The organism is Rhizobium sp. B21/90, from assembly GCF_019355815.1.
Lineage (GTDB): Bacteria > Pseudomonadota > Alphaproteobacteria > Rhizobiales > Rhizobiaceae > Rhizobium > Rhizobium rhododendri.
In genome coordinates this window covers 2,855,004-2,879,262 of record NZ_CP072162.1, presented here as the reverse complement: position 1 = coordinate 2,879,262, position 24,259 = coordinate 2,855,004, and the positions used below count along the sequence as shown (strand labels likewise).

Annotated in this window: 26 protein-coding genes; 24 read left to right on the top strand and 2 right to left on the bottom strand. The window is 63.2% G+C overall.

What is annotated here, in order from left to right:
* The first annotated feature begins 39 nt into the window (after positions 1-39).
* From J5278_RS13840 to J5278_RS13830, 3 genes are all read left to right on the top strand, one after another.
* Positions 40-609, top strand: coding sequence for a head-tail connector protein (locus tag J5278_RS13840; protein WP_209183249.1), 570 nt, complete (start codon positions 40-42; stop codon positions 607-609).
* Positions 610-611: 2 nt separating this feature from the next.
* Positions 612-947: a phage head closure protein gene (locus J5278_RS13835; RefSeq protein ID WP_209183250.1), complete on the top strand. Its 336-nt coding sequence runs from the start codon at positions 612-614 to the stop codon at positions 945-947.
* Between the two features lie 106 nt (positions 948-1,053).
* Entirely contained in the window at positions 1,054-1,455 is a 402-nt protein-coding gene (locus J5278_RS13830) for a DUF3168 domain-containing protein (RefSeq protein WP_209187368.1), read from the top strand.
* 25 nt (positions 1,456-1,480) lie between these two features.
* Here the strand turns inward: J5278_RS13830 and J5278_RS13825 are convergent, their stop codons facing one another.
* Complete coding sequence (locus J5278_RS13825; protein ID WP_209183252.1) at positions 1,481-2,704, bottom strand: MFS transporter; 1,224 nt, start codon at positions 2,702-2,704, stop codon at positions 1,481-1,483.
* Positions 2,705-2,876: 172 nt separating this feature from the next.
* Here J5278_RS13825 and J5278_RS13820 point away from each other — a divergent pair, with 172 nt between their 5' ends.
* From J5278_RS13820 to J5278_RS13760, 13 genes are all read left to right on the top strand, one after another.
* Complete coding sequence (locus tag J5278_RS13820) at positions 2,877-3,284, top strand: phage major tail protein, TP901-1 family (RefSeq protein ID WP_209183253.1); 408 nt, start codon at positions 2,877-2,879, stop codon at positions 3,282-3,284.
* Positions 3,284-3,646: a gene transfer agent family protein gene (locus J5278_RS13815; RefSeq protein WP_142829875.1), complete on the top strand. Its 363-nt coding sequence runs from the start codon at positions 3,284-3,286 to the stop codon at positions 3,644-3,646. The genes J5278_RS13820 and J5278_RS13815 overlap by 1 nt, the downstream gene beginning before the upstream one ends.
* A gap of 68 nt (positions 3,647-3,714) precedes the next feature.
* A complete protein-coding gene (locus J5278_RS30940; RefSeq protein WP_247749020.1) occupies positions 3,715-3,870 on the top strand; it encodes a rcc01693 family protein in 156 nt (51 codons plus the stop codon).
* A gap of 35 nt (positions 3,871-3,905) precedes the next feature.
* Complete coding sequence (locus J5278_RS13805) at positions 3,906-4,481, top strand: phage tail tape measure protein (protein WP_209183254.1); 576 nt, start codon at positions 3,906-3,908, stop codon at positions 4,479-4,481.
* A gap of 8 nt (positions 4,482-4,489) precedes the next feature.
* Positions 4,490-5,131, top strand: coding sequence for a DUF2460 domain-containing protein (locus tag J5278_RS13800; RefSeq protein ID WP_209183255.1), 642 nt, complete (start codon positions 4,490-4,492; stop codon positions 5,129-5,131).
* Positions 5,128-6,018, top strand: a complete 891-nt coding sequence (locus tag J5278_RS13795; protein ID WP_209183256.1) for a DUF2163 domain-containing protein — start codon at positions 5,128-5,130, stop codon at positions 6,016-6,018. Before J5278_RS13800 ends, J5278_RS13795 begins: the two co-directional genes overlap by 4 nt.
* The gene (locus J5278_RS13790; protein ID WP_209183257.1) at positions 6,015-6,452 is read left to right on the top strand and encodes an NlpC/P60 family protein; all 438 of its coding nucleotides are present in this window, start codon (positions 6,015-6,017) and stop codon (positions 6,450-6,452) included. The genes J5278_RS13795 and J5278_RS13790 overlap by 4 nt, the downstream gene beginning before the upstream one ends.
* A 701-nt stretch (positions 6,453-7,153) precedes the next feature.
* Complete coding sequence (locus J5278_RS13785) at positions 7,154-10,987, top strand: glycoside hydrolase/phage tail family protein (RefSeq protein WP_209183258.1); 3,834 nt, start codon at positions 7,154-7,156, stop codon at positions 10,985-10,987.
* 22 nt (positions 10,988-11,009) lie between these two features.
* A complete protein-coding gene (locus J5278_RS13780) occupies positions 11,010-11,222 on the top strand; it encodes a hypothetical protein (RefSeq protein WP_209183259.1) in 213 nt (70 codons plus the stop codon).
* A gap of 133 nt (positions 11,223-11,355) precedes the next feature.
* Positions 11,356-11,604, top strand: coding sequence for a hypothetical protein (locus J5278_RS13775; protein WP_142829860.1), 249 nt, complete (start codon positions 11,356-11,358; stop codon positions 11,602-11,604).
* Positions 11,605-11,651: 47 nt separating this feature from the next.
* Entirely contained in the window at positions 11,652-12,323 is a 672-nt protein-coding gene (locus tag J5278_RS13770) for a response regulator transcription factor (RefSeq protein WP_111220345.1), read from the top strand.
* Positions 12,313-13,713, top strand: a complete 1,401-nt coding sequence (locus tag J5278_RS13765; RefSeq protein ID WP_209183260.1) for a HAMP domain-containing sensor histidine kinase — start codon at positions 12,313-12,315, stop codon at positions 13,711-13,713. Before J5278_RS13770 ends, J5278_RS13765 begins: the two co-directional genes overlap by 11 nt.
* A gap of 103 nt (positions 13,714-13,816) precedes the next feature.
* The gene (locus J5278_RS13760; protein WP_142829856.1) at positions 13,817-14,245 is read left to right on the top strand and encodes a hypothetical protein; all 429 of its coding nucleotides are present in this window, start codon (positions 13,817-13,819) and stop codon (positions 14,243-14,245) included.
* A 9-nt stretch (positions 14,246-14,254) separates the two neighbouring features.
* Here the strand turns inward: J5278_RS13760 and J5278_RS13755 are convergent, their stop codons facing one another.
* Positions 14,255-15,160 carry an LD-carboxypeptidase gene (locus J5278_RS13755; RefSeq protein ID WP_209183261.1) on the bottom strand — a complete coding sequence of 302 codons (906 nt, stop codon included), beginning with the start codon at positions 15,158-15,160 and terminating at the stop codon, positions 14,255-14,257.
* 190 nt (positions 15,161-15,350) lie between these two features.
* Between J5278_RS13755 and ccmI the strand changes: the two genes are divergently transcribed.
* The 8 genes from ccmI to J5278_RS13715 all read left to right on the top strand — a co-directional run bounded on the left by ccmI (position 15,351) and on the right by J5278_RS13715 (position 24,162).
* Positions 15,351-16,517: a c-type cytochrome biogenesis protein CcmI gene (gene ccmI, locus J5278_RS13750; RefSeq protein WP_209183262.1), complete on the top strand. Its 1,167-nt coding sequence runs from the start codon at positions 15,351-15,353 to the stop codon at positions 16,515-16,517.
* Positions 16,514-16,963, top strand: coding sequence for a cytochrome c maturation protein CcmE (gene ccmE, locus J5278_RS13745; RefSeq protein WP_111220349.1), 450 nt, complete (start codon positions 16,514-16,516; stop codon positions 16,961-16,963). The genes ccmI and ccmE overlap by 4 nt, the downstream gene beginning before the upstream one ends.
* On the top strand, positions 16,960-18,948 hold the full coding sequence (locus tag J5278_RS13740) for a heme lyase CcmF/NrfE family subunit (protein WP_209183263.1): 1,989 nt from the start codon (positions 16,960-16,962) through the stop codon (positions 18,946-18,948). Before ccmE ends, J5278_RS13740 begins: the two co-directional genes overlap by 4 nt.
* Positions 18,949-19,124: 176 nt before the next feature.
* Positions 19,125-19,595, top strand: a complete 471-nt coding sequence (locus J5278_RS13735; protein WP_209183264.1) for a cytochrome c-type biogenesis protein — start codon at positions 19,125-19,127, stop codon at positions 19,593-19,595.
* Positions 19,596-19,748: 153 nt separating this feature from the next.
* Positions 19,749-21,302: a Do family serine endopeptidase gene (locus J5278_RS13730; RefSeq protein WP_209183265.1), complete on the top strand. Its 1,554-nt coding sequence runs from the start codon at positions 19,749-19,751 to the stop codon at positions 21,300-21,302.
* Between the two features lie 164 nt (positions 21,303-21,466).
* Positions 21,467-22,144: a response regulator transcription factor gene (locus tag J5278_RS13725; RefSeq protein ID WP_111220777.1), complete on the top strand. Its 678-nt coding sequence runs from the start codon at positions 21,467-21,469 to the stop codon at positions 22,142-22,144.
* Positions 22,141-23,553, top strand: a complete 1,413-nt coding sequence (locus J5278_RS13720; protein WP_209183266.1) for a HAMP domain-containing sensor histidine kinase — start codon at positions 22,141-22,143, stop codon at positions 23,551-23,553. Before J5278_RS13725 ends, J5278_RS13720 begins: the two co-directional genes overlap by 4 nt.
* A gap of 69 nt (positions 23,554-23,622) precedes the next feature.
* On the top strand, positions 23,623-24,162 hold the full coding sequence (locus J5278_RS13715) for an MOSC domain-containing protein (protein ID WP_209183267.1): 540 nt from the start codon (positions 23,623-23,625) through the stop codon (positions 24,160-24,162).
* Positions 24,163-24,259 lie beyond the last annotated feature (97 nt).

Here is a 24,259-nt window from a genome sequence, read left to right as displayed (position 1 = left end):
GCGCGGGCCGCCTACTCGATCTCATACGAAAGATGTCCCATGACCTATGCCCAGATCACTCCGCCCTCAGCGGAGGCATTGACGCTCGCCGGGGTGAAGGCCCATCTGCGGCTGGATACGTCCGACGAGGACGAGCTTGTTGCCGGCCTGATCGCGGTTGCCCGCGAGCATCTGGAGCGCAGCACCGGCCTTTGCCTGATGACCCAGCGCTGGCGTCTCTATCTTGATTCAATCTGTGAAGACGGCGTGATTCCGATTGCCAGGGGTCCGGTGCAAGCCATTGCTGCCATTACCGTTTATGACGAGCTCGGCCAGCCCTCGATAGTCCCGCTCGACGGTTATGTACTGGATGGCATCAGGCAACCGGCGCGGCTTATGCTCCGCCAGCGCCTGTCGTCCGGCCGCGCCGTCAACGGTATCGAAATCGATTTCGTCGCCGGTTTCGGCCCGACCGCCAACGATGTGCCGGACATGCTGAAGCGGGCTATGCTGACCCATGTGGCACAGATGTTTTCCTGCCGCGGCGTCGTCGGCATCGAGGACCAACCGGCACTGATCCCGCCCGGCTATGACCGGCTGGTCGCACCCTTCCTGCTCCGGAGCCTTTGACCATGCGCTCGACCTTCTTCGACCCCGGCCGCATGACCGCCCGGCTCAATCTCGAGGCGCCGCTCGAAACGCCTGACGGCCAGGGTGGCGTCACCCGGACCTTCGTCGAGACGGCATCGTGCTGGGCGCTGATCGAGCCGGTCAGCGGGTCGGTGGAAGAGGAAGCGTCGAGCGAGATATTCAGGCGCACGCACCTGATCTGGCTGCGCTGGCGCACCGATGTCGTGCCCGGCATGCGGCTGCGCAAGGGCAGCCGGCTGTTCTTTATCGGCGGCACCCAGGACCCCGACGATAACCGCCGTTATATGATCTGTCATTGCCAGGAGAAGTCGGTATGACCGCCCTTTCGACATATACCCTGCCAGACCTCGCGGCAGTGCTGGCAAAGCTCTTGGCTTCCGGCAATGCGCCTTTTCGGCACCCGGCAGGCAAGGAGACCGGACGATGAGATCCGCTGCCAACGAGTTGTTGCACGCCATCCACACCGCGCTTGCCGGCAGTGTATCCCTGACAGAGATGATCGGTATCGACGGCATTCGCGATCGGCTTGTCACCGGCCGGCAATTGCCGTGCATCGTCGTTTCCGAACTCACCAGCAACGATTATTCTACATCCACCGAGCCCGGAGAGGAGCATTTTCTGACGCTGCAGGTCTGGTCCGATGCTGCCGGCCAGCGACAGGCGCAGCAGATCGCCGCCATCGTCGGCAGCCTCCTGCAGGACGTGTCCCTGCCACTTGCCACCTATGCGCTGGTCAATTTCCGCCATCTCGCAACGAAGGCAAAGCGCGAACCGAAGACGCGGCTGTTTTGCGCCGAGATGCGGTTTCGGGCGGTGACCGAGTAGAGATGGCAGCGACCGGCTATGGCTCTTACGCTTGCGCCAGCACGGCACCCATCGCCGTTGCCCGCCGCACCAATAGTCCGAGCGCCAGGATCAGCATGAGTGCGCCCGACGACAGAACGACACACACTCCAAGCGCAGTCGGCGCTCCGGCGTAATCGAGGACGGCGGTGAAGACTACAGGGGCAGTGGCATTGGCGAGGTTCTGCGGCAGCGACAATCGGGCGGAATGCAGGCCGTATTCGCTTGGCGAAAACAGCGCCAGCGGCAGCAGCGCCCGTGCGACCGCCATGACGCCGGAGCCGAACCCGAACAGCAGCGTGAAGATGACAAGCTGCGCCGTGGACGCTCCGAAAAGCAGCAGGAGCAGGAAGCTGGCGACCATCAGGCCTATGCCGATAATGGCGCTCAGTACCGGGTTGCCCCGCCGGCCAAGCAGCATGTCCATCAGCCGCGCCGAAATACCGATGACACCGCGTGCCGAACCGAGTTGCAGCGCCAACGCAGGCGACGCGCCGTATTGCCGGAAGATCCCGAGCAGCGACGGGGCCAGCCCGAAGGTCACGAAGGTGGAGATCGTCGTCGCCGCCGCGATCAGCAGGAAAGCCTTGCGCCGGCCCGCCGGTGACAGCGGTACAGGCGGCGTCAGGTGTCCGGGCTCGCCTTTTTCGACGACGACAGGCTTCGGCAGGGCAAACAGATAAAGCGGCAGGCAGAGACAAAGGTGCAGGGCGGCGCAGGCGACATAAGTTCCCCGCCATCCGAGATGGGCATTGAGCAGGGTCAGGATAGGCCAGAAAAGCGTGGCCGAAAGGCCGGTAAACAGCATCATGATGGTGATGATGCGCTTGCCGTTCATCCCCTCGCGCTCGATGACGGCGGCATAGGCCGGTGCATTCAGCCCGAGCGCGCCGCCGAACCCGATGACAAGCCATGCGATCCCGTAGACGAGGATGCCGTTTGCCGCCGAAAGCAGCAGCAGGCCGAGGGCAAAAACGATCGAGGAGGCTGCAAGCACACGCGCCGCACCGTAGCGGCCAAGCCAGCGACCGGTGACCGGACTGCAGAGGCCGCTGACCACCATCATCAGCGTCAGGCCGGAGAAGACCACCTCGTTGGGAAGGCCTAGATCGGGCGCGACGATGCGCCCCATGACGCCGAGCATGTCGAAGCTGGTGCCCCAGCTGACAAGCTGCGTGATGCTGAGGACGGCAACGATCTGGGCCGAGCGCGGTGAGAAGGCTTTGGGCATGAAAAGCGGTGCTTTGTGACCTGTTTGTGACCTTGCGTAGCAGCTTGGCCGAGGCGTTGAAAGTGACATCTCGATGACGTCCGGACGCTGCCTTTTGCCGATGTCCGGCGCGCAGAAAATTCCGATTTTGCAAGCGCCGTTCCCGGCGCATTTTCCTTGAAAGGATATCCGAATGGTCGCGCAGAAGGGCAAGGACCTGCTGTTGAAGATCGACAATGGCGGGACTTACGAGACGGTGGCGGGACTGCGCAGCAAAAAGCTGTCGTTCAACGCCGAGACGGTGGATATCACCGATGCCGAGAGCGCCGGGCGGTGGCGCGAGCTTCTTGGTGGCGCCGGCGTCCAGCGCGCCGGGCTTTCCGGTTCAGGCCTGTTCAAGGATCATGCTTCGGACGCACTGATCCGAACCGCCTTTTTTAACGGATCGATCCTCTCCTGGCAGATCGTCATTCCCGATTTCGGCACCGTCAGCGGTGCGTTCCAGGTATCTGCGCTCGATTACGGCGGCGAGCATAATGGCGAGGTCACCTTCGATATCGCACTGGAATCGGCAGGCGTCATCACCTTCGGGGTGCTGTGATGCTGCGCCCGCGTACAGGTGCCCGCGCCAATCGCCGTCGCGGCGAGATCGAGGCGGAAATTGACGGCGAGCGCCGCATCCTCTGCCTGACGCTCGGCGCACTGGCCGAACTCGAAACCGCTTTCGCTGCCGACGATCTCGCCGGCCTGGCGGCAAGATTTTCGCAAGGCGGGCTCAAGGCCGCCGACCTCATCCGCATCCTCGGCGCCGGCCTGCGGGGAGGCGGCAACGTCTATTCCGACGACGACGTCGCGGCAGCCGGCATCGGCGGCGGCATCGCTGCCACGGCGGCTATCGTCGGTAATCTGCTGGCGGCAACGTTTCTCGGCGATCAGGAGCAGGCATCGCCGGGCCCTCGCTAGCCGCAGCAGGCGATTCAGTCGACGGGGCCGACAGGGCAGCGCCAACAGCCTTTCCCTGGCATCGTGCCTTGCATGTCGGCCTCTGCCTGCTGCGGCTTCCCCCCGCCATATTCTGGGCGATGACACCCATTGAATTCCACGCCATGGCCGGAGGCCTGTCGCCGCGCAGTTCGTCGCTCGACCGCGCCGGACTGGCCGCAATGATGGTGCTCTTTCCGGACTGATCCCACCAAACCTCGCAACGATCTGCAGGAACGCCATGACCGAAACAACCGATCTCTCAGACACCAACACCCAGGCGCAGGCCTTGAAACAGACCCTCGACGATCTCGACAGCCGCTCTCGTTCGTTCGGTTCGGCGCTCGGCAGCGCACTGACGTCTGCGACCACAGGCGGCAAAGGGCTCGACAGCGTGTTGCAGGGCCTTGCCAGCCGGCTGACCAATATCGCCCTGTCTGCCGGGTTGAAGCCGCTCGAAACGGCACTCGGCGGCGCTGCGGACAGCCTGAGCAGCGGCATCGGCAAGCTCTTCGGCTTTGCCAAGGGCGGCGTGCCCGGGCAGGTGACGGCCTTTGCCGACGGCGGTGTCGTCGCCTCGCCAACCTATTTTCCGATGGGCAGCGATCTCGGGCTTATGGGTGAGGCGGGCTCGGAGGCGATCCTGCCGCTGAAGCGCGGCTCGGATGGCTCGCTCGGAGTGGCGAGTTCGGGCGGCAGCGGTTCGTCCGTTGTCGTCAACATCACCACGCCGGATGTCCAGGGCTTCCAGAAAAGCCAGGCGCAGATTTCCGCCATGCTGGCGCGCACGGCACTGCGCGGCCAGCGCAATCTTTGAGGCTACCGATGACCCTCGCATTCCACGATATCCGTTTTCCGCTGCGCTTGTCGCTGGCCACCAGCGGCGGGCCGGTGCGGCGAACCGATATCGTCAACCTGTCGAACGGCCGCGAAAGCCGTAACAGCCGTTGGCGCGATGCCCGTCGCAGTTACGATGCCGGCTCGGGGGTCCGATCTGTCGCCGATCTCTATGCGGTACTGGCGTTCTTCGAGGCCCGTAGCGGCCAGCTTTGCGGCTTCAGGTTTCGCGATCCCATCGACTTCGCATCGACACCGCCCGGCGCACCGGTCACGGCCTTCGACCAGCCGATCGGCACGGGTGACGGCACGACGACCAGTTTCGCGCTTACGAAGACCTATGCCGATATGGCCGGGCAGTCCGTGCGCGGGATCGCAAAGCCGGTGGCCGGCTCCGTGCTGGTGGCCGTCGGAGGCATCGCCGTTCCGGCAGGCGACGTCTCCTGCGATCCGACGACAGGCCTTGTCGTCTTTGCAAGCCACGCCATTCCGGCGGCAGGTGTTTTAGTGACCGCCGGCTTTGCCTTCGATGTTCCCGTAAGGTTTGCCATTGACCGCATCGATATCAGCCTGTCCGCCTTTCAGGCGGGCCGCATCCCGTCCATTCCCCTGGTGGAGATCTTGCCATGAGAACGATCGATCCGGCGCTGGCGGCGCATCTCGCCGGCGACGCCACAACGCTGTGCCATTGCTGGCGCGTCGTCCGCCGCGACGGTATCGTTCTCGGCTTCACCGATCACGACCGCGACCTTGCTTTTCTCGCTACCCGCTTTCTCGCGGCAAGCGGTTTTGCAGCCAGCGACGGCGAGGAACAGGCCGGCTTGCCCGCGACCACCAGCGACGTCACAGGCGGCTTTTCCAGCGAGGCAATATCCGAGGCGGACCTCGCCGCCGGCCGCTACGACGCGGCTCGTGTTGAGGTCTATCTCGTCAACTGGTCCGCCCCCGACCAGCATCTGCTCTTGAAGGTGCAGGAGATCGGCGCTGTCACCCGCCAGATCGGCCAGTTTCAGGCGGAATTGCGCAGTCTTGCCGCCCGCCTCTCCGAGCCACAGGGCCGCATCTACAATCGCCGCTGCGACGCCATCGTCGGCGACCCCAGGTGCGGCATCGATCTCGCCTTGCCGCGATATCGCGCCGAAGGACTTGTTGCGTCCGTGGAAGATGCAACCAGGATGACGCTATCCGGCGTTGCCGGCTTCGCCGACGGCTATTTCGCCCGAGGCAGCCTGGTCTTTCTCGACGGGCCCAATAGCGGCACCGCGGTCGATGTCGATGGCCATTCCACCCGTGGCGCGGTGACGCAACTGACCCTCTGGCTGCCCCTGTCAGACGCGCCCGAGATCGGCACCCGCGTCGTGCTGACGGCCGGTTGCGACAAGGCATTCACCACCTGCCGCGCCAAGTTTGCCAATGCCGCCAACTTTCGCGGCTGCCCGCACATGCCGGGCGCCGACTTTGCCTATACCTATGCGGATGGCACGAGCCTGCACGACGGGAGCCCGTTGTTTCCATGAACGAAGATGTCGCACGACAGGTGCTGGAGATCGCCGAAAGCTGGATTGGCACGCCCTACAGGCACCAGGGCGCCAACAAGGGCGTCGGGTGCGATTGCCTCGGTCTCGTCAGGGGTATCTGGCGCGAACTATACGGCGAAGATCCGGAGTTGCCTCCTGCTTACGCGCAGGACTGGGCGGAGCGCAGCGGCGAAGACCGTCTGTTGAACGCAGCGCTTCGGCATTTCGGACCATCCGGGTGCCTCGAAGATGCAAAGCCGGGCGATCTCCTCCTGTTTCGCTGGCGACCGGAGCATGCTGCCAAGCATGCCGGTATTCTCGATCATGCCGGACATTTCATCCACGCCTACGAACAGGCAGCCGTGATCCGCTCGCCATTCGTACCGTCCTGGCGCAGACGGGTGGCCGCCACGTTCCGCTTCCCGCCGCGTTAGACAAGGGCGGTCACTTGCAAAAGGGCGCAACCTTCGGTATTTTGGAGTGGTGAGCGAGGCTGGAACCTCGCTCACCGTTTGCTTATACTATGATGCTGACCCGGACGGCGACAGACCAGCCCGTCCGGGTCTTTCTCATAGTAAGCGTGATGCTAAGTGGAAACCACCACATAACTTCACCTCCATGTTCGAGAGCAAGGCCTTTGCCAAGGTCGGCGCGGCCGATCCCGCCGACGCGCCGGCTGGTTCGGCGCATACTGCTTCTGCTTTCGACAACTTAATGATGCAATTTTTGTGGATTTTGCAAGCGCTCTCGGCCGCAATGCCTCTACGGCGTCCAGTGGTCCAATCACTTGCAAAAGTCCGCAACCTTTAGTATTTTGAAGTGGTGAGCGAGGGGCTAACCTCGCTCACCGTTTGCCTACGCTATGATGTGGACCCGGACGGTTACAAACCAGCCCGTCCGGGTTTTTCTCACAGTAAGCGTGATGCTAAGTGGAAACCACCACATAACCTCACCTCCATGTTCGAGAGCAAGGCCTTTGCCAATGCCGGCGTAGCCAATGCTCGCCGACGCGCCGGCTGGTACGACGCTTTCTGCTTCTGCTCCCGATCTTTGACGACAATACAATTTAAAAGAGTATTTTCAAGTGCGGGATTTCCCGGCGCTGACCTCCCTTGTCCAACTCAGCGAGATGTTCATGGCAACCATCCTCTTTCAGGCGGCGGGTGCTGCTCTCGGTAGTGTTTTCGGACCGGTCGGCGCGATGATCGGCAGGGCCGCAGGTGCGTTGGCGGGCAGCGTCGTCGATAAGGCGCTGATCAACGGCAGCCGCACCGTTTCGGGTGCGAGAATGGCGACGGCGCGCATTCCGGGTGCCGACGAAGGGGCGGCAATCATCCGGCTCTACGGCACTGCACGACTGGGAGGCACCTTGATATGGGCGACCCGTTTCGAGGAGGAGGTCTCCACCGAGCGCTCCGGCGACAAGTCGACCGGGTCGCGTGTCGAGACATTCCGCTATTTCGCCAACTTCGCCGTCGGCCTTTGCGAGGGACCCATCGCCTGCATCCGCCGCGTCTGGGCGGATGGCAAGGAGGTGGATCTGACCCAGATCGAGATGCGCGTCTACAGAGGCTCCGAAGACCAACTGGCGGATCCGCTGATCGAGGCCAAGCAGGGCGCAGGCCATGCACCGGCCTATCGGGGAATTGCCTACGTCGTCTTCGAACGACTGCCACTCGATACATTCGGTAATCGCATTCCGCTGTTCCAGTTCGAGGTGGTGCGGCCGATCGGGCGCCTGGAGCGGCAGATCCGCGCGGTAACGATCATTCCGGGCTCGACAGAGCACGGTTACAGCACGACCCGGGTAACCGAAAAAACCGGTGCCGGCAGCATGCGCGCCGTCAACCGCAACGTGTTGACAGCGACGACCGATTGGCAGGCCTCGCTCGACGAACTGACGGCACTATGTCCCAACCTGAAAAGCGTCGCACTCGTAGTTGCCTGGTTCGGCACCGATCTGCGCGCCGGGCACTGCCGCATCGTCCCCGGCGTGGAGACGCTGGCCCGTGACAGCGAGAGCAGTCGGTGGTCCGTGTCGGGTATCAACCGCGCGGACGCCCATCTGATCAGCCTCAGCGAGGGTACGCCTGCCTATGGCGGCACCCCGGATGACGCCAGCGTATTGCAGGCAATCGCCGATCTCAGGCAGCGCGGGTTGGGCGTTTTCATCTACCCGTTCCTGATGATAGATATTCCGCGGGGCAACGGGCTCCCGGATCCGGAAGGGGCAGGCGAGCAGGCGGCCTATCCTTGGCGCGGCCGGATCACCGCCTTCCCGGCGATCGGCAGGCCCGGCACGGTGGACCGGACAGCTGTGGCGGGCGCACAGGTTGCAGCTTTTTGCGGCGCGGCCTCCTCAGCCGATTTTTCCATGGACGGCGCGGCGGTCACCTATCACGGCACGGACGAAGGTTATCGCCGCATGCTGCTGCACTACGCCCATCTGGCTGTTGCAGGGGGTGGTGTCGACGGGTTCATCATCGGTTCGGAACTTCGTGGGTTGACGCAACTGCGCGATGCCGGGGGCAGCTTTCCTTTCGTGCAGGCTCTGGCGACGATGGCGACAGACATCCGTGCCATCGTCGGCCCCGCGACTAGGCTCACCTATGGCGCCGACTGGAGCGAATATTTCGGCTACCACCCGGACGATGGCTCCGGCGACGTCTATTTCCATCTCGACCCGCTGTGGGCCTCGCCGGATATCGACGCCGTCGGCATCGACAATTACATGCCGTTGTCCGACTGGCGCGACGATGACCTCGCAAAGGCCAATCCCGACGGCTTCCGCATCCAGGACGATCTTGCGGGCATGACGGCGGCAATCGACAGCGGCGAAGGCTTCGACTGGTACTACGCAAGCGCCGCTGACAGGATTGCGCGGGACCGGTCGGCGATTTCGGACGGCCTTGCGGCAAAGCCCTGGGTGTTTCGCTACAAGGACATCGGTAGCTGGTGGAGCAGCCTTCATTATGAGCGCGTCGGGGGTGTCGAGCGCACCACGCCGACAGCCTGGGCACCCCATGCAAAGCCGATCTGGCTGACGGAGCTTGGATGCCCGGCAATGGACAAGGGCGCCAACCAGCCGAACGTCTTTCTCGACCCGAAATCGGTGGAATCTGCGGCGCCGTATTTCTCCAACCGCATGCGCGCCGACAGTGTCCAGCGCCGCTTTCTCGAGGCCCACCACGATCACTGGGCCGGCTCCAACATCGTAGATCCCAATCGTGTCTTCGTCTGGACCTGGGATGCGCGGCCTTATCCTGCGTTCCCTGTCGATACCGGCCTTTGGAGCGACGGGAGTAACTGGCGGACGGGGCACTGGCTGAACGGACGACTCGGCGCCGGCACCCTAGCCGACGTTATCGCTGCCATCCTGACGGATCAGAATTTCACCGATTTCGATGTTTCCGAGGTGAGCGGAGACCTCTCCGGCTATGCCCAGGGAGATGTCACCTCCGCTCGCGACATGCTGACGCCGCTCCTTGAGATCTTCCAGATCGACGTCACCGAGGACGGCCCTGTGCTACGGTTTCGCTCGAGGGCCGCGGCCAGCCTGGCTCCCATTCTTATTTCCGCCGTGGTCGATGTCGAAGGCCAGCCGCTCTGGCAGGAAACGCGCGGCCACGACAGCGATTTCGCCGCCGAGGCCATCGTCACTTTCTACGACCCCCTGGCCGACTACGAGCAGGCCAGCGTCCGCTCGAGGCGGGCACCCTCTGCATCGAATCGCGTGCTCCGCAACGATCTCGGCGCCGTCGTACCGGAGGAAGCGGCGCTGCAGGCAGCCGAAAACCTGTTGCGCGACAACAGGGCCTCGCGCCGCTCGTTCACCCTGTCGCTTTCGCCGACAGCAAGTTACCTCCAGCCGGGCGATGTGATTTCCATGGCAGATGGCCCCGAAGGCCGCTTCCTGGTGACCCGCATCGAGGACGGTGCCGCGCGAAGTATCGAAGCGCGCGAGTTCGCATCGCTTGGCGGCGGCGCGATCTCAGCCTCGACGCCGGTTAAGGCGAGTGGCGGCGGGGCGGCCTCTGATGTCTTTGCTCCTGTCGTCGAACTGATGGACCTGCCGCAGTTCGAAAGCGGCTCGCCAAGCGATTTTGCATGCGCTGCCGTCTACGCCAGACCGTGGCGCACGACCGTCCTGTCCTCGTCACCATCCACCGAGGCGTTTGCCCGGCGCGTGATGCTCGACCGTCCGGCCAAGATAGGCTCGGTCGTGGCGCCACTATTTCCCGGCGTCAGCGGTCGGTTCGACTGGTCGCAGTCGCTCACCGTCGATCTTGCCTATGGCGGGCTGGAGTCGGCACTGAAGATCTCGGTGCTCAACGGCGCCAATCGCTTTGCGGTGCAGAGCGCCCCGGGGATGTGGGAAATCGGCGCGTTTATCGAGGCGGAGGAAATTGCGGCTAAACGCTGGCGGCTGTCAGGCCTGCTGCGCGGGCTGGCGGGAACGGAGGATGCTATGGCGGCAGGCATTGCCACACATGCTCCGTTCGTCATGCTCGACGCAGCCGTCAACCCGCTCGGCCTTGCCAGCGGCGAGATGGGCCTGCAACTCAACTGGATCGCCGAGGCGCCGGGATCGAGCGACCGGGCAGGACCCATCGTCTTTGCAGGCGGTATCCGCGCCGAGACGCCGCTGTCGCCGGTCCACATCGCCGGGAGCCGGAATGCGGAAGGGGCGGCTGTCTTCACCTGGATGCGCCGGGGGCGGATCGATGCGGACAACTGGATACCGTCCGACATTGCCCTCGACGAGCCGACCGAGCGCTACCGTGTCGATCTCATGCAGGGCGGCGTGCTGAAAAGGCGGGTCGAGGTCGTCACTGCCGGATGGACCTATTCGGCCAGCGACGAGATCGCCGATTTCGGCGCGACCCAGCCCCACCTTGAGATTGTCATTTCGCAGATGGGCCAGCGGGTGCCGATCGGCATTCCGGCCGCCGCCGTCGTGGCAGTTTAGTTTTCAACCAGAGGAGTAGAGCATGGAAGACGGGAAACACTGGTACTATTCGAAGACGATCTGGGGCGCGTTGCTGGCGATCGGGTCGTCCGTCCTGCAGATGAAGGGGCTTCAACTTGGCGAGGCGGACCAGGCGACGATCGTCAACTCCGCCGTTTCGATCGCCGGCGCGGTGGGCGGATTGCTGGCAGTCTATGGCCGCATCGCTGCCAACACTGCGATCAAAGCCAGCTAGCCAACGCTGCTTTCGGGGAATGCCGTTCCCCATACAGGATGGGCACAGGATATCTATGCCCATTCATTTGCCATTCAGACGGCTTTGAGTAACTATTCGCTCACGTTATTGTCCCCCATGGAAGTTAATGAGCATGGCATCATCCTTGAGCGTAGCAGCGGTACTCGCCATCATGGCGGGATCGGCTGTGTTGCCGGTGACGACGCCGACGCTTGTCGCGCGAGCGAAGTCGGATTGCAGCGATGCGGCGTCGCAGGTGGTCGAGAAGACCGGCGGTCAGCTTCTGTCCGTCCAGCCTTCCGGCGACAGCTGCGTCATAACAGTTCTCGTTCAGGGCAATGGGGAGCGCCCGCGTAAGGTGACTGTAAAGGTTCCGATGTAGGACGAGCCTCGTCAGGTATCGCGAATCGTTAGGAATTGGGCGGAAACATGCGCATTCTCGTAGTTGAAGACGACGTCACACTGAACCGGCAGCTTGCCGACGCGCTGAAAGAGGCCGGCTACGTCGTCGATGTCGCTTTCGATGGTGAAGAGGGACACTATCTCGGCGATACCGAGCCATACGACGCCATCATCCTCGACATCGGCCTGCCGGAAATGGACGGCATCACCATGCTGGAAAAGTGGCGTGCGTCCGGCAAGGGAATGCCGGTGCTGCTGCTGACGGCCCGCGACCGCTGGAGCGACAAGGTCGCCGGCATCGACGCCGGTGCCGACGACTACGTGGCCAAACCATTCCATGTGGAAGAAGTGCTCGCCCGCATCCGTGCGCTCATCCGGCGGGCAGCCGGCCATTCCTCCTCCGAAATCACCTGCGGCCCGGTGCGGCTCGACACCAAAAGCTCAAAGGCGAGCGTCGATGGCAAGCCGTTGAAACTCACCTCGCACGAGTATCGCCTGCTCGCCTATCTCATGCATCACAAGGGCGAGGTGGTCTCGCGCACCGAGCTCGTCGAGCACATGTACGATCAGGATTTCGACCGCGATTCCAACACCATAGAAGTATTTGTGGGCCGCTTGCGCAAGAAAATGGGAGTTGATCTCATCGAAACGGTCCGGGGGTTGGGCTATCGTATTCAAGCGCCGACCAATGATAATTAAGTCTCTCACCGCCCGCGTCCTGCTGCTGACCACGATCTGGTCTGCCATGGCGCTGGTGGTCATCGGCTTCGTGATCTCTACCCTATACCGAAATAGCGCGGAGCGCGGTTTCCAAGACCTCTTGCGGGCGCAGCTCTACAACGTCATCAATTCCGTCACCATCGGCGACCAGGGCACGCTGGCAGGCAACCCGCAGCTCGGCGACCTGCGTTATGCCCAGCCGAAGACAGGCTGGTACTGGATCGTGGAGCCGCTTGGAACCTTTAACTCAGCGCCCCTGGTGTCACCCTCGCTGGGTTCGGTCAACTTGCCGGTCCTGTCAGTGCTGGAAGCGCCTTTCAACAAGTCCTACGAACGCTATTACATCGTCACCGACAGCGTCGGCAACCGGGTGCAGGTGGCAGAGACGGAGATCGTTTTCGTTGAAGGGGATGGCCGTGCGGCACGGTTCCGGGTGACGGGCAATATCGGCGTCATCGAGGCCGATGTCGAAACCTTTTCCCACAGCCTCTATCTTGCGTTGGGCGTCTTCGGGATCGGCAGCCTGATTGTCAACGCGCTTGCCATTCTTTACGGCCTCAGGCCGCTCGACGAGGCGCGTGGTGCTCTCGAGCGCATCAGGGCTGGTGAAAGCGAGCGGCTGCAGGGCGATTTCCCACGCGAAATCCTGCCGCTTGCCAACGAAGTCAATGCGCTGATCGACAGCAATCGCCGCATCGTCGAGCGCGCCCGCATGCAGGTCGGCAATCTCGCCCACTCGCTGAAGACGCCGATCGCCGTGCTGCTGAACGAGTCGCGCGTGCTGGATCAGTCGCATGGCGATCTCGTCAAAGGTCAGGCCGAGGCCATGCAGGGCCAGGTGCAGTCCTACCTCAACCGCGCCCGCATCGCAGCCCAGCGGGAATCGGTGCTTGCCCGGACCGACGTAGAGCCGGCGCTTGAGCGCCTGGTTCGGGTGATGCGGCGGCTGAATACCGAGATCGAGTTCCAGCTTACTGTCTCCCCCGGTCTGGCGCTGGCGATGGAGCAGCAGGATCTGGAGGAAACGGTGGGCAATCTGCTCGAGAACGCTGCCCGTTTTGCGAAGACAAAGGTTATCGTCACAGCCAGCGAGGCCGGCCCGGACGTGAAGGGTCTCGATCCCGCCCGGCGCCACTGGGTCGCGCTCACCGTCGAGGACGACGGGCCGGGACTTGAGCCCGATCAAATCCGCGAGGCGATGAAACGCGGCCGCCGTCTCGACGAGACGAAGCCCGGCACAGGCCTCGGCCTGTCGATCGTCAGCGAGATCACCGCGGAGTATCAGGGGGTGCTGACCCTCTCGCGCGGCAGCGCGGGTGGATTGCAAGCAGCCTTAATTCTGCCGGGCATCGTAAAGGATGTTGCGTGAGCGACGGCATGATGACAGAAAGATCATACGCGCCATGGGGATGCCCTGTGGAGACCGCGGAACGATATTTTATTTTTTTGGCAGTTAATTCTGGTTCGGTTGCATGAAGCTTGGCATTTCCTCTTTGACCGCTGCCGCCCTCCTGGCCGCCCTGTCCCTATCCGGCTGCAGTACTACAGCAGGAAAAGGCGCTCTGGCGCGCCTGTCGCCGATCAAGAGCAACTCCTCGGCGACCTTCATTACTGCGCTCGACGGTGGTATAATCGGCAATACCGGGCTGACGATGAGCGACAGCGACAAGCAGCGCGCGCTGGAAGCGGAGTATCGCGCGCTGGAGGCAGCTCCGGGCGGCCAGCCGGTGGTCTGGAGCGGCCGTACGATGAGCGGCCAGGTGGTCGCCGCTGCACCCTATCAAGTCGGTTCGCAGAATTGCCGCCAGTACACCCATACCGTCACTGTCGACGGCAAACAGACCGTCGCACGAGGCTCCGCCTGCCGCAACGACAACGGCACCTGGACACCGCTGGAGTAGATTTTCGGTCTAGTCCGGAAACGAGAGCGTCAGGCTCTCCGTATCCAGCACAGCGTCGCGGCCGATCGGAACCACGAGCGGCGACATGCCGTGCCCGAGCGGCAGTCCGCCGAGAACCGGAACGCCGAGCGTTTCGAGATGCTCCCTTAGAATATCGATGGCTGACATTACACGCGGCGTCTCGAACCCGGTGAACTGGCCAAGCGCTATTCCGGCCACGCCCTGAAGGTGTCCCGCCTTGCGGAGCATTGTGAGTTGGCGGTCCAGTTGCCCACGCGTCATGTTGACTGCCTCTAGCAACAGGATGGCGCCAGCCAGCGGTGGCAGTGCCCAGCCCGCAGTCGTTGCCACCATATCGAGATTGCCGCCGATGAGGGGACCCCTGACATGGCCGGATGTGGTGAGCGCCGCAGTCAACTCGGCCGGTCGCGAGAAGATGGAGGCATGACCCGGCAGCATCAGCGCCTCGTGCATAGCCTCGCAATTTTCCGCATCGAAGGCTCCATCGGCATTTCGCATGACGGCACCGTGAAGCCCGACCAGGCCGCAGTGGCGATAAAGGCTGAGATGCAGCGCGGTGATGTCGCTGAAGCCGACCATGAATTTCGGATCCCTGCGGACGGCGTCGAAGTCGAGCCGGTCGGCGATGCGGTAGGAGCCCTTGCCACCCCGCGTCGCGAAAATGGCGCGAATCCCCGGATCCATGAATGCTGCGTTGACATCAGCCAGCCGGTCGTCGTCTTCGCCGGCAAGATATCCTTTTTTATCGAAGATGTGGTCGCCGAACTCGACCTGCAGCCCCCAGCGCTCGAGGATTGCGGTTTGGGCAAGCACGCTTTCTCGCTCGGGAGGGCTAGCTGGCGAAACGAGCCGGACCCTGTCGCCAACCGTCAGCTTCGGTGGGATGACAGCCATCGGTAGCTCCCGTCGCGTCGAATGATGCACAAGACTTAGCGGCGATGATACGGCCTCGCAAGCGACTACAAAATCCCGGCATGATTGCGCCTCACTGCGCCTCTAGGATGCTTGCGACCAATCGCCTCAAATCTCTGCGATTATCGCTTTGGTGATTGGAATGTCTTGGCCGTTCAAGTATTGGAAATCCATGTTGTTCTGGATCATCGTCGCCGTACTGACGGCCAGTGTCGGCGCTGTTTTGCTCAGGCCGTTGTTGCGCGGCGCGCAGGCGGTAGCGCTTGGCCGCGAGGGCGAAGCTGCCGTATACCGGGACCAGCTTGCAGAACTCGACCGCGATCTCGCAGGAGGGGCGATTACCGCCGAGCAGGCAGGTTACGCCCGGGCGGAAATCGGCCGCCGCCTGCTCGCAGTCTCGGCTGCTCCAGAGAGGACGCGGCCGGCACAGACCGCACGCAAGTCCTACCGGCTGGCGCAGGCTTTCATCATCGTTCTTCTGCCTGCCCTCGGGCTCTGTCTTTACTTGCGGACCGGCGACCCCGGTCTGCCGTCGCAGCCGCTCCAGGCGAGGCTCGACAATCCCGGCAACGACATGGCCGTTCTGGTCGCCAAGGCCGAGCGCCATCTGGCAGAACACCCGGATGACGGAAAAGGCTGGGATGTTCTGGCGCCGATCTATTTCAGGACGATGCGCCTGCTCGATGCCGAGGTTGCCTATCGCAACGCGATCAGGCTGCTGGGGCCGACACCCGATCGGCTTGGCAACCTTGCCGACACACTGATGGCGGCCTCCGACGGCATGGTCACTGCACAAGCCCGCGAAGTGCTGCAGCAATCGATACAGCTTCAGCCCGACAACCCGCGCGCCCAGTTTTACCTGGCGCTGGCTTTCGAGCAGGAAGGCAAGGCGGAAGAGGCGAGAAATGCCTTCACCGCCCTCGCCAGCCAATCTCCGGCGGATGCGCCCTGGATGCCTGTTGTCAACGAGCATATCGCCAAGAACGGCGGCACGCCTTCAGCCCCGAAGACTGCGGACGCGAAGAGTGCCGATCCGAAGGCGCCCGGCGGCCCCGATGCCGCGCAAGTTGCTGCTGCCCAGACCATGGACGCCGGCGACCGCCAACAGATGATCAGGGGTATGGTCGACACGCTCGATGCGAAGCTCCGGCAGAACCCGGACAATTTCGAAGGATGGATGCGGCTGATACGATCCTATGCCGTGCTGAACGACAGGGAGCGGGCGGCCGATGCGCTGAAACGCGGACTGGTGGCTTTCCCGGCCAGCGGCGAGAAGGGCCAGCAACTCGTGGCCCTCGCAAGCCAGCTGGGTCTTCCTCCTGAAGGTGCCACGCCATGACCCGCAAGCAGAAACGCCTGGCCGTCATCGGTGGCGGCATGAGCTTCATCATCGCGGCCGTGCTGCTGGTGATGTTCGCCTTCAGCCAGTCAGTCGCCTATTTCTACATGCCCGGCGACCTCGCCAAGAAGCCGGTCGGGCCCGGCACGTTGATCCGGCTCGGCGGCCTGGTCGGCGAGGGGTCGGTGGTGCGCGGCGAGGGGACGACGGTGCAGTTTGCCGTCACCGATGGCAGCGACGCCATCAAGGTCCGCTACACCGGCATCCTGCCCGATCTGTTCCGCGAGGGGCAGGGCGTCGTCACGGAGGGGCGTTTCGAGCCGGGCGACGATGTTTTCGTTGCCGACACGGTGCTCGCCAAGCATGACGAGCGCTACATGCCCAAGCAGGTTGCCGACCGCCTGAAGAAGGACGGCGTCTGGAAAGGCGAGGAAGCCAGCAAATGATCATCGAGCTCGGGCATTACGCACTGGTTCTGGCCTTGGCCACCGCCATCATTGTCGCGACACTGCCGATGGTCGGTGCGCGCAGGCTCGATCAGGCAATGATGGACGTGGCACGGCCGGGCTCGATCCTGCTGTTCGCGCTGGTGGCGTTTTCGTTCAGCGTGCTGACCTACGCCCATGTCGTCTCCGACTTTTCGGTCGCCAATGTCTGGGAAAATTCCCATTCGCTGGTGCCGATGGTCTTCAAGGTGTCCGGTGTCTGGGGCAATCACGAGGGATCGATGATGCTCTGGCTGCTGATCCTCGCCCTGTTCAGCGCGCTCGTCGCCCTGTTCGGCCGCAATTTGCCGGACACGCTGCGAGCCAACGTATTGTCCGTTCAGGCGTGGATTTCGGTGGCCTTCCTGTTCTTCATCCTTTTGACCTCCAATCCCTTTACCCGCCTCGACCCGGCGCCAGCGGAGGGCAAGGATCTCAACCCGGTGCTGCAGGACATCGGCCTCGCCATCCATCCGCCGCTGCTTTATCTCGGCTATGTCGGCTTCTCCGTCTGTTTTTCATTTGCCGTCGCCGCGCTGATCGAGGGCCGCATAGACGCGGCCTGGGCGCGCTGGGTGCGGCCGTGGACGCTGGCGGCCTGGACCTGCCTGACGGCAGGCATCGCCATGGGGTCCTACTGGGCCTACTACGAGCTCGGCTGGGGTGGCTGGTGGTTCTGGGATCCGGTCGAGAACGCCTCGTTCATGCCGTGGCTTGCCGGAACCGCGCTGCTGCATTCGGCGCTGGTCATGGAAAAGCGCGATGCGCTGAAGATCTGGACGGTGCTGCTGGCGATCCTGACCTTCTCCCTGTCGCTGCTCGGCACGTTCCTCGTGCGCTCAGGGGTTCTCACCTCCGTGCACGCCTTTGCCAGCGACCCGACGCGCGGCGTGTTCATTCTCTGCATCCTGCTGATCTTCATCGGCGGGGCGCTGTCGCTTTTCGCCTTCCGCGCGCCGCGCCTGACGTCCGGCGGGCTGTTCGCGCCGATCTCGCGTGAAGGGGCGCTGGTGCTGAACAACCTGATCCTCACAGTATCTTGCGGAACGGTGCTCACCGGCACGCTATATCCGCTGGCGCTGGAAACGCTGACCGACGACAAGATCTCCGTCGGCCCTCCCTTCTTCAACCTGACCTTCGGCCTATTGATGATCCCGCTGCTGCTGGCCGTCCCCTTCGGACCGCTGCTCGCCTGGAAGCGCGGCGACTTGCTGGGCGCCTTCCAGCGGCTCTATACGGCGGCGGGCCTTGCCTTCGTCGCGGCGCTGGTGCTCTTTTATGTGCAGCATGGCGGGCCGGTGATGGCCGTTCTCGGCCTTGCCGCCGGCCTGTTCCTGATTTTCGGCGCCGCCACGGACCTCTGGTTCCGGGCCGGCATAGGAAAGGTTGCAGCCGATGTCGCGTGGCGGCGCTTTGCCGGCTTGCCGCGATCGGCCTTTGGCTCTGCGCTCGCCCATGCCGGACTTGGCGTCACCGTTCTCGGCATCGTCGCCGTCAGCACCTTCCAGACTGAAAACATCCTCGACATGAAGCCCGGCTCAAGCACTGAACTCGGCGGCTACAGCCTGCATTTCGACGGCATGAAGCCCGGCATCGGTCCCAACTTTACCGAGGATCGCGGCACCTTCACCGTCAGTCGCGGCGGCGTTGCGGTCGCCACCGTCTCGTCGGCCAAACGCATCTTCACCGCCCGCAAGAGCGCCACCACCGAGGCTGGTATCCTGACCTTCGGCCTCAGCCAGCTCTATGTCTCGCTCGGCGACGCCGGCCCCAATGGCAGCATTGTAGTGCGCATCTGGTGGAAACCGCTGATCGTTTGCATCTGGGGCGGCGCCATCGTCATGGCGCTCGGTGGCATGGTCTCGCTTAGCGACCGCCGCCTGCGCATCGGCGCCCCCAGCCGCCGGGCCAAGCCTGTGCGCGTGGCGATGGAGCCGGCGGAATGAGAGTGTGGGGGCTATACCCCCCTCTGTCGGCTGCGCCGACATCTCCCCCACAGGGGGGGAGATCATTCTTTTCCCTATTTGGCTCTAACGTCTCGGCTAATCTCCCCCCTTGTGGGGGAGATGTTCCGAAGGGCCAGAGGGGGGCTCTCGCCGCAATCGCGATACTCCTGGTCCTCATGCTGTTCCCCGTGGCGGCCTTTGCCGTCAATCCGGACGAGGTATTGACCGATCCGGCGCTGGAGGCGCGGGCGCGGGCGATCTCGACCGAACTGCGCTGCATGGTCTGCCAGAACCAGTCGATCGACGATTCCAACGCGGATCTTGCCCGCGACCTTCGCCTGCTGGTGCGCAAGCGGCTGATGGATGGCGACAGCGACCGGCAAGTGCTGGATTACATCGTTTCCCGCTACGGCGAGTTCGTGCTGCTGAAGCCTCGGCTCAGTGAAAAGACCTATGTGCTGTGGGGTGCGCCGCTCGCGCTGCTTGTCATCGGTGGTATAGCGATGGCCGTATTCGCTAGCCGGCGGCGCGGAAAACCGACCGGTACGCATCTCACCCCCGAAGAGCAGGCGAGGCTGGATCGACTGCTCGGCGAGCATGGTCTCGATGCGCAGCCCGGAACCGAAAAGACGGGAACATCGGCTTAAGGTTTTTTCACCCTGCCGGAAACATTCTGCAACATTACCAACATTTCATGGGCCGGACAGTTCACCGTAACGTGCAAGATCCTATATCCTTTCCATCAACTGATCGCCGCTGACCCCACGGCGCCAGTCCAGACGAAAGAGAAGGTAACGCACATGTTCGAGACCATCAAAGGCCGCCTGACGCGCAGCACTGCCTTGAAGGCTTCCGCTGTCGCCGGCATCGCTGTTGCTGCCCTGGCGACCGGCGTCCCAGCCGTGATTTCCAATTCCTATGCAGACGCCGTGGTTGTCCAGGCGCCGCAGGTTCCAAGCTTCGCCAATGTCGTCGATGCCGTGTCTCCCGCCGTCGTGTCGGTGCGTGTCGAGTCCCGCGTCAACCCCGCTGCTGCCGATGAGGACGACAGCTTCGGCCTCGGTCGCGGCTTTGACGACCTCCCGGACGATCATCCGCTGAAGAAGTTCTTCAAGCAGTTCGGCCAGCAGCCGAACGGCAAGGGCATGCAGGGCGAGCAGCAGAAGCCGAACGCCGACAAGGGTCGCCTCCGTCCGGTTGCCCAGGGCTCGGGCTTCTTCATCTCCGATGACGGTTACCTCGTCACCAACAACCATGTCGTCTCCGACGGTGCCGCCTTCGTCGTCGTGCTCAGCGATGGCACCGAACTCGATGCCAAGCTGATCGGCAAGGATCCGCGTACCGATCTCGCCGTGCTCAAGGTCGACGACAAGCGCAAGTTCACCTACGTCAAATGGGCCGACGACGAGAAGGTCCGCGTTGGCGACTGGGTCGTCGCTGTCGGCAATCCCTTCGGTCTGGGCGGCACTGTCACCGCCGGTATCATTTCCGCCCGTGGCCGCGACATCGGCTCCGGCCCTTACGACGATTATCTCCAGGTCGATGCGGCCGTGAACAAGGGCAACTCCGGTGGCCCGACCTTCAACCTCAGCGGCGAAGTCGTCGGCATCAACACGGCCATCTTCTCGCCGTCCGGCGGCAGCGTCGGCATCGCCTTCGCGATCCCTTCGACGACCGCCAAGGACGTCGTCGCCGACCTGATCAAGACAGGCTCCGTCTCGCGTGGCTGGCTTGGCGTACAGATCCAGCCCGTCAGCAAGGACATTGCCGAATCGCTCGGACTTTCCGAGGCGGCCGGGGCGCTTGTCGTGTCGCCACAGGAGGGTTCGCCGGGCCAGAAGGCCGGTATCAAGAACGGCGACGTAGTCACCGCAGTCAACGGCGAGCCGATCAAGGACCCACGCGATCTTGCACGCCGCATCGGTGCCATGGCGCCGGGCAAGAAGGTCGAGGTCGCCATCTGGCGCAACGGCAAGTCGCAGTCGGTCACCGTCGATCTTGGAACCTTGCCTGCCGAGCAGAAGGCATCGGCCGACGGCAACAATGCGCCGCAGGCAGAACCGCAGCAGCCAGCCTCGGAAAAGGCGCTTACCGATCTCGGCCTCACCGTCGGTCCGTCCGACGATGGCAAGGGTGTCGCGATCACCGGCGTCAATCCGGACTCCGACGCTGCCGACAAGGGCGTGAAGGAAGGCGAGAAGATCACCTCGGTCAATAACCAGGAGGTCGCCAACGCCCAGGATATCGCCAAGGTCATTACCCAGGCGAAGAAGGACGGCCGCACCCGCGCGCTTTTCCAGATCCAGTCGGACAACGGCAGCCGCTTCGTGGCTCTGCCGCTCAGCCAGGGCTGATCGCGGACAAGTAACGTGGAGGAAGCCGTGCAAGCCCCCGCCTGCACGGCTTCCTTGTTTTCAAAGCAACCATGGGTGAAATCATGACCACCGGTAGCCAGCCAAAATCCAACGCCGCCGATTCCGGTTGTGCAGCAGTGCCGCCGGCGGGTAATGTCACGCACATGAAGATTTTGATCATCGAAGACGATCTCGAGGCCGCCGCTTACCTGACTAAGGCGTTCCGCGAGGCCGGTATACTTGCCGATCACGCCAGCGATGGCGAGAGCGGCCTCTTCATGGGCTCTGAAAACACCTACGACGTCATGGTCATCGACCGGATGCTGCCGCGACGCGACGGGCTTTCGGTCATTGCCGAACTGCGCCGCAAGGCGATCCACACGCCTGTGCTGATCCTTTCAGCGCTCGGCCAGGTCGACGACCGCGTCACCGGGCTTCGCGCCGGTGGTGATGACTACCTGCCGAAACCCTATGCCTTTAGTGAATTGCTCGCCCGTGTCGAAGTTCTGGGCCGTCGCAAGGGCACGCCGGATCAGGATGTGCTGTACCGCGTCGGCGATCTCGAACTCGATCGCCTGTCCCACGAGGTCCGCCGGGCCGGCAAGGAGATCGTCCTGCAGCCGCGCGAATTCCGCCTGCTGGAATACCTGATGAAAAATGCCGGGCAGGTGGTGACCCGCACCATGCTGCTGGAAAATGTCTGGGATTACCACTTCGATCCCCAGACCAACGTCATCGATGTCCACGTCTCGCGCCTGCGTGCCAAGATCGAGCGGGATTTCAACATGCCGCTGCTGAAGACCATTCGCGGGGCAGGGTACATGATCAAGGACGAGGGATGAGTCGCTTCCGCGTCCTCTTCAAGTCGACCGCCGTCCGCCTGTCCGCCCTCTACATCCTGCTTTTCGCGCTCTGCGCTGCGACGCTGGTGTTCTACGTGACATCCATGTCCGAGCGGCTGATGACGGGGCAGATCCGCGATGCCGTCAGCCAGGAAGTCAATCAGGTCAAGCACGCCTATGAGGGCGGCGGCCTCAACCTCCTGCTGCGCACGATGGAGCGCCGCGCCCGCCAGCCGGGAGCCAATCTCTACGTCATTGCGAGCCCTACGGGCGTCATACTTGCCGGCAACGTCGCCTCCGTCCAGCCCGGCACCTTCGACGACCAGGGCTGGACCGAAGTACCCTTCACCTACGAGCGATATGCCGATACCGGCGCCGAGCGTCGCCACCTCGCCATCGCCAACATCTTCACGCTCGACAACGGCCTGCGCATCCTGATCGGCCGCGATCTCGGCGAGCCCGAGCGATTTCGTCTGCTCGTACGCCAGGCGCTGATGCTGGCACTGGCAATCATGGGTGTCGGGGCACTGGTGATCTGGTTCGGCATCGGCCGCAATGCGCTCCGCCGCATCGACCGGATGACCGATGCAAGCCGCAAGATAATGGCCGGCGACCTGTCGCAACGCCTGCCGGTCGGCGGTTCCGGCGATGAGTTCGATCGGATGTCGGATTCGCTGAACACCATGTTGGAGCGCATCGAGAAGCTCAACGAAGGCCTGCGCCAGGTTTCCGATAATATCGCCCACGACCTGAAGACGCCGTTGACCCGTCTGCGCAACAAGGCGGTCGACGCGCTCGACATCGACAACGAGGAGCGTCGGCGCGGCGCGCTCGAAGGCATCATCGCTGAATCAGACCAGCTGATCCGCACCTTCAACGCCCTGCTGATGATCTCCCGTGTTGAGGCCGGTGCGGTTGCGGCCGAAATGACCACGGTCGATCTCTCCGCCATTGTCGCCGACACCGCCGAACTCTACGAGCCGGTCGCCGAAGATGCCGGGCTCGTCCTCACGGCCGAGATTGAGCCCGGCGTGGAAATCCAGGGCAACCGCGAACTGATCGGTCAGGCGCTGTTCAACCTCATCGACAACGCCCTGAAATACGCGCCTGGCGGTAATGGTCAGCCGGAGGTCATTCTCAAGCTCAGCCGTGGTGCGGATGGCGTCACGCTCTGTGTCGCTGACCGTGGTGCAGGTGTGCCGGTGGAAAGACGCGAAGACGTGGTGAAACGCTTCTTCCGGCTAGACGAAAGCCGCTCGAAGCCGGGCACCGGCCTTGGTCTGTCGCTGGTCGAAGCCGTGATGGAACTGCATGGCGGCAAGCTGCAGCTTTCCGATACCGACCCCGACAGCAGCGAGGCCCGCGGCCTGACCGCGACGATGGTGTTTGCGAACGCCGGCAAGGGATAGGGCGGCCTTCACAAATCGGACATCGACCCATATTACCGCTGTGAGCAACTTCAAAGAGGAGCTCACGCCATGGCGTCAGTCATTTCCGTCGCCCGTGATCAGGTGCACCAGTTCTCCAAGGCTGTGGTCGATCGCATCGAGATCGTAGAGAATTTGGGCGTTGAGGGCGATGCCCATGCGGGCGTCACAGTGCAGCATCGTTCGCGGGTGGCTGTCGATCCGAACCAGCCCAATCTCCGTCAAGTCCACCTCATCGAGTGTGAACTGCTTGATGAACTGGCAGGCAAGGGGTTCGAGCTGAAGCCAGGAGATCTGGGCGAAAACATCCTGACCGAAGGTATCTCGCTTCTGGAACTCCCGACCGATACGATTCTGAAGATCGGAGCCGACGTCCGACTTCAGGTGACCGGCCTGCGCAATCCCTGCGCCCAGATCGAAAACTTCCGGACCGGGCTTTTGAAGAATGTCGTCTATACCGGAGAGGACGGCAACATCGTCCGCAAGGCCGGGGTCATGACTATCGTGCTTGCTGGTGGGAGCGTGCAGCCCGGCGACCAGATCGAGGCCGACCTGCCACCCTTGCCGCACCGCCCTCTGGAACGTGTGTAAGAGAAAATCATTGCCATGCCCTTGTCGCGAATCGTCGCGATCAACGCTATTGGCGGGGAGTGCACTTCGTCCTAGATTGGCTGGCAATCAGCGTCGC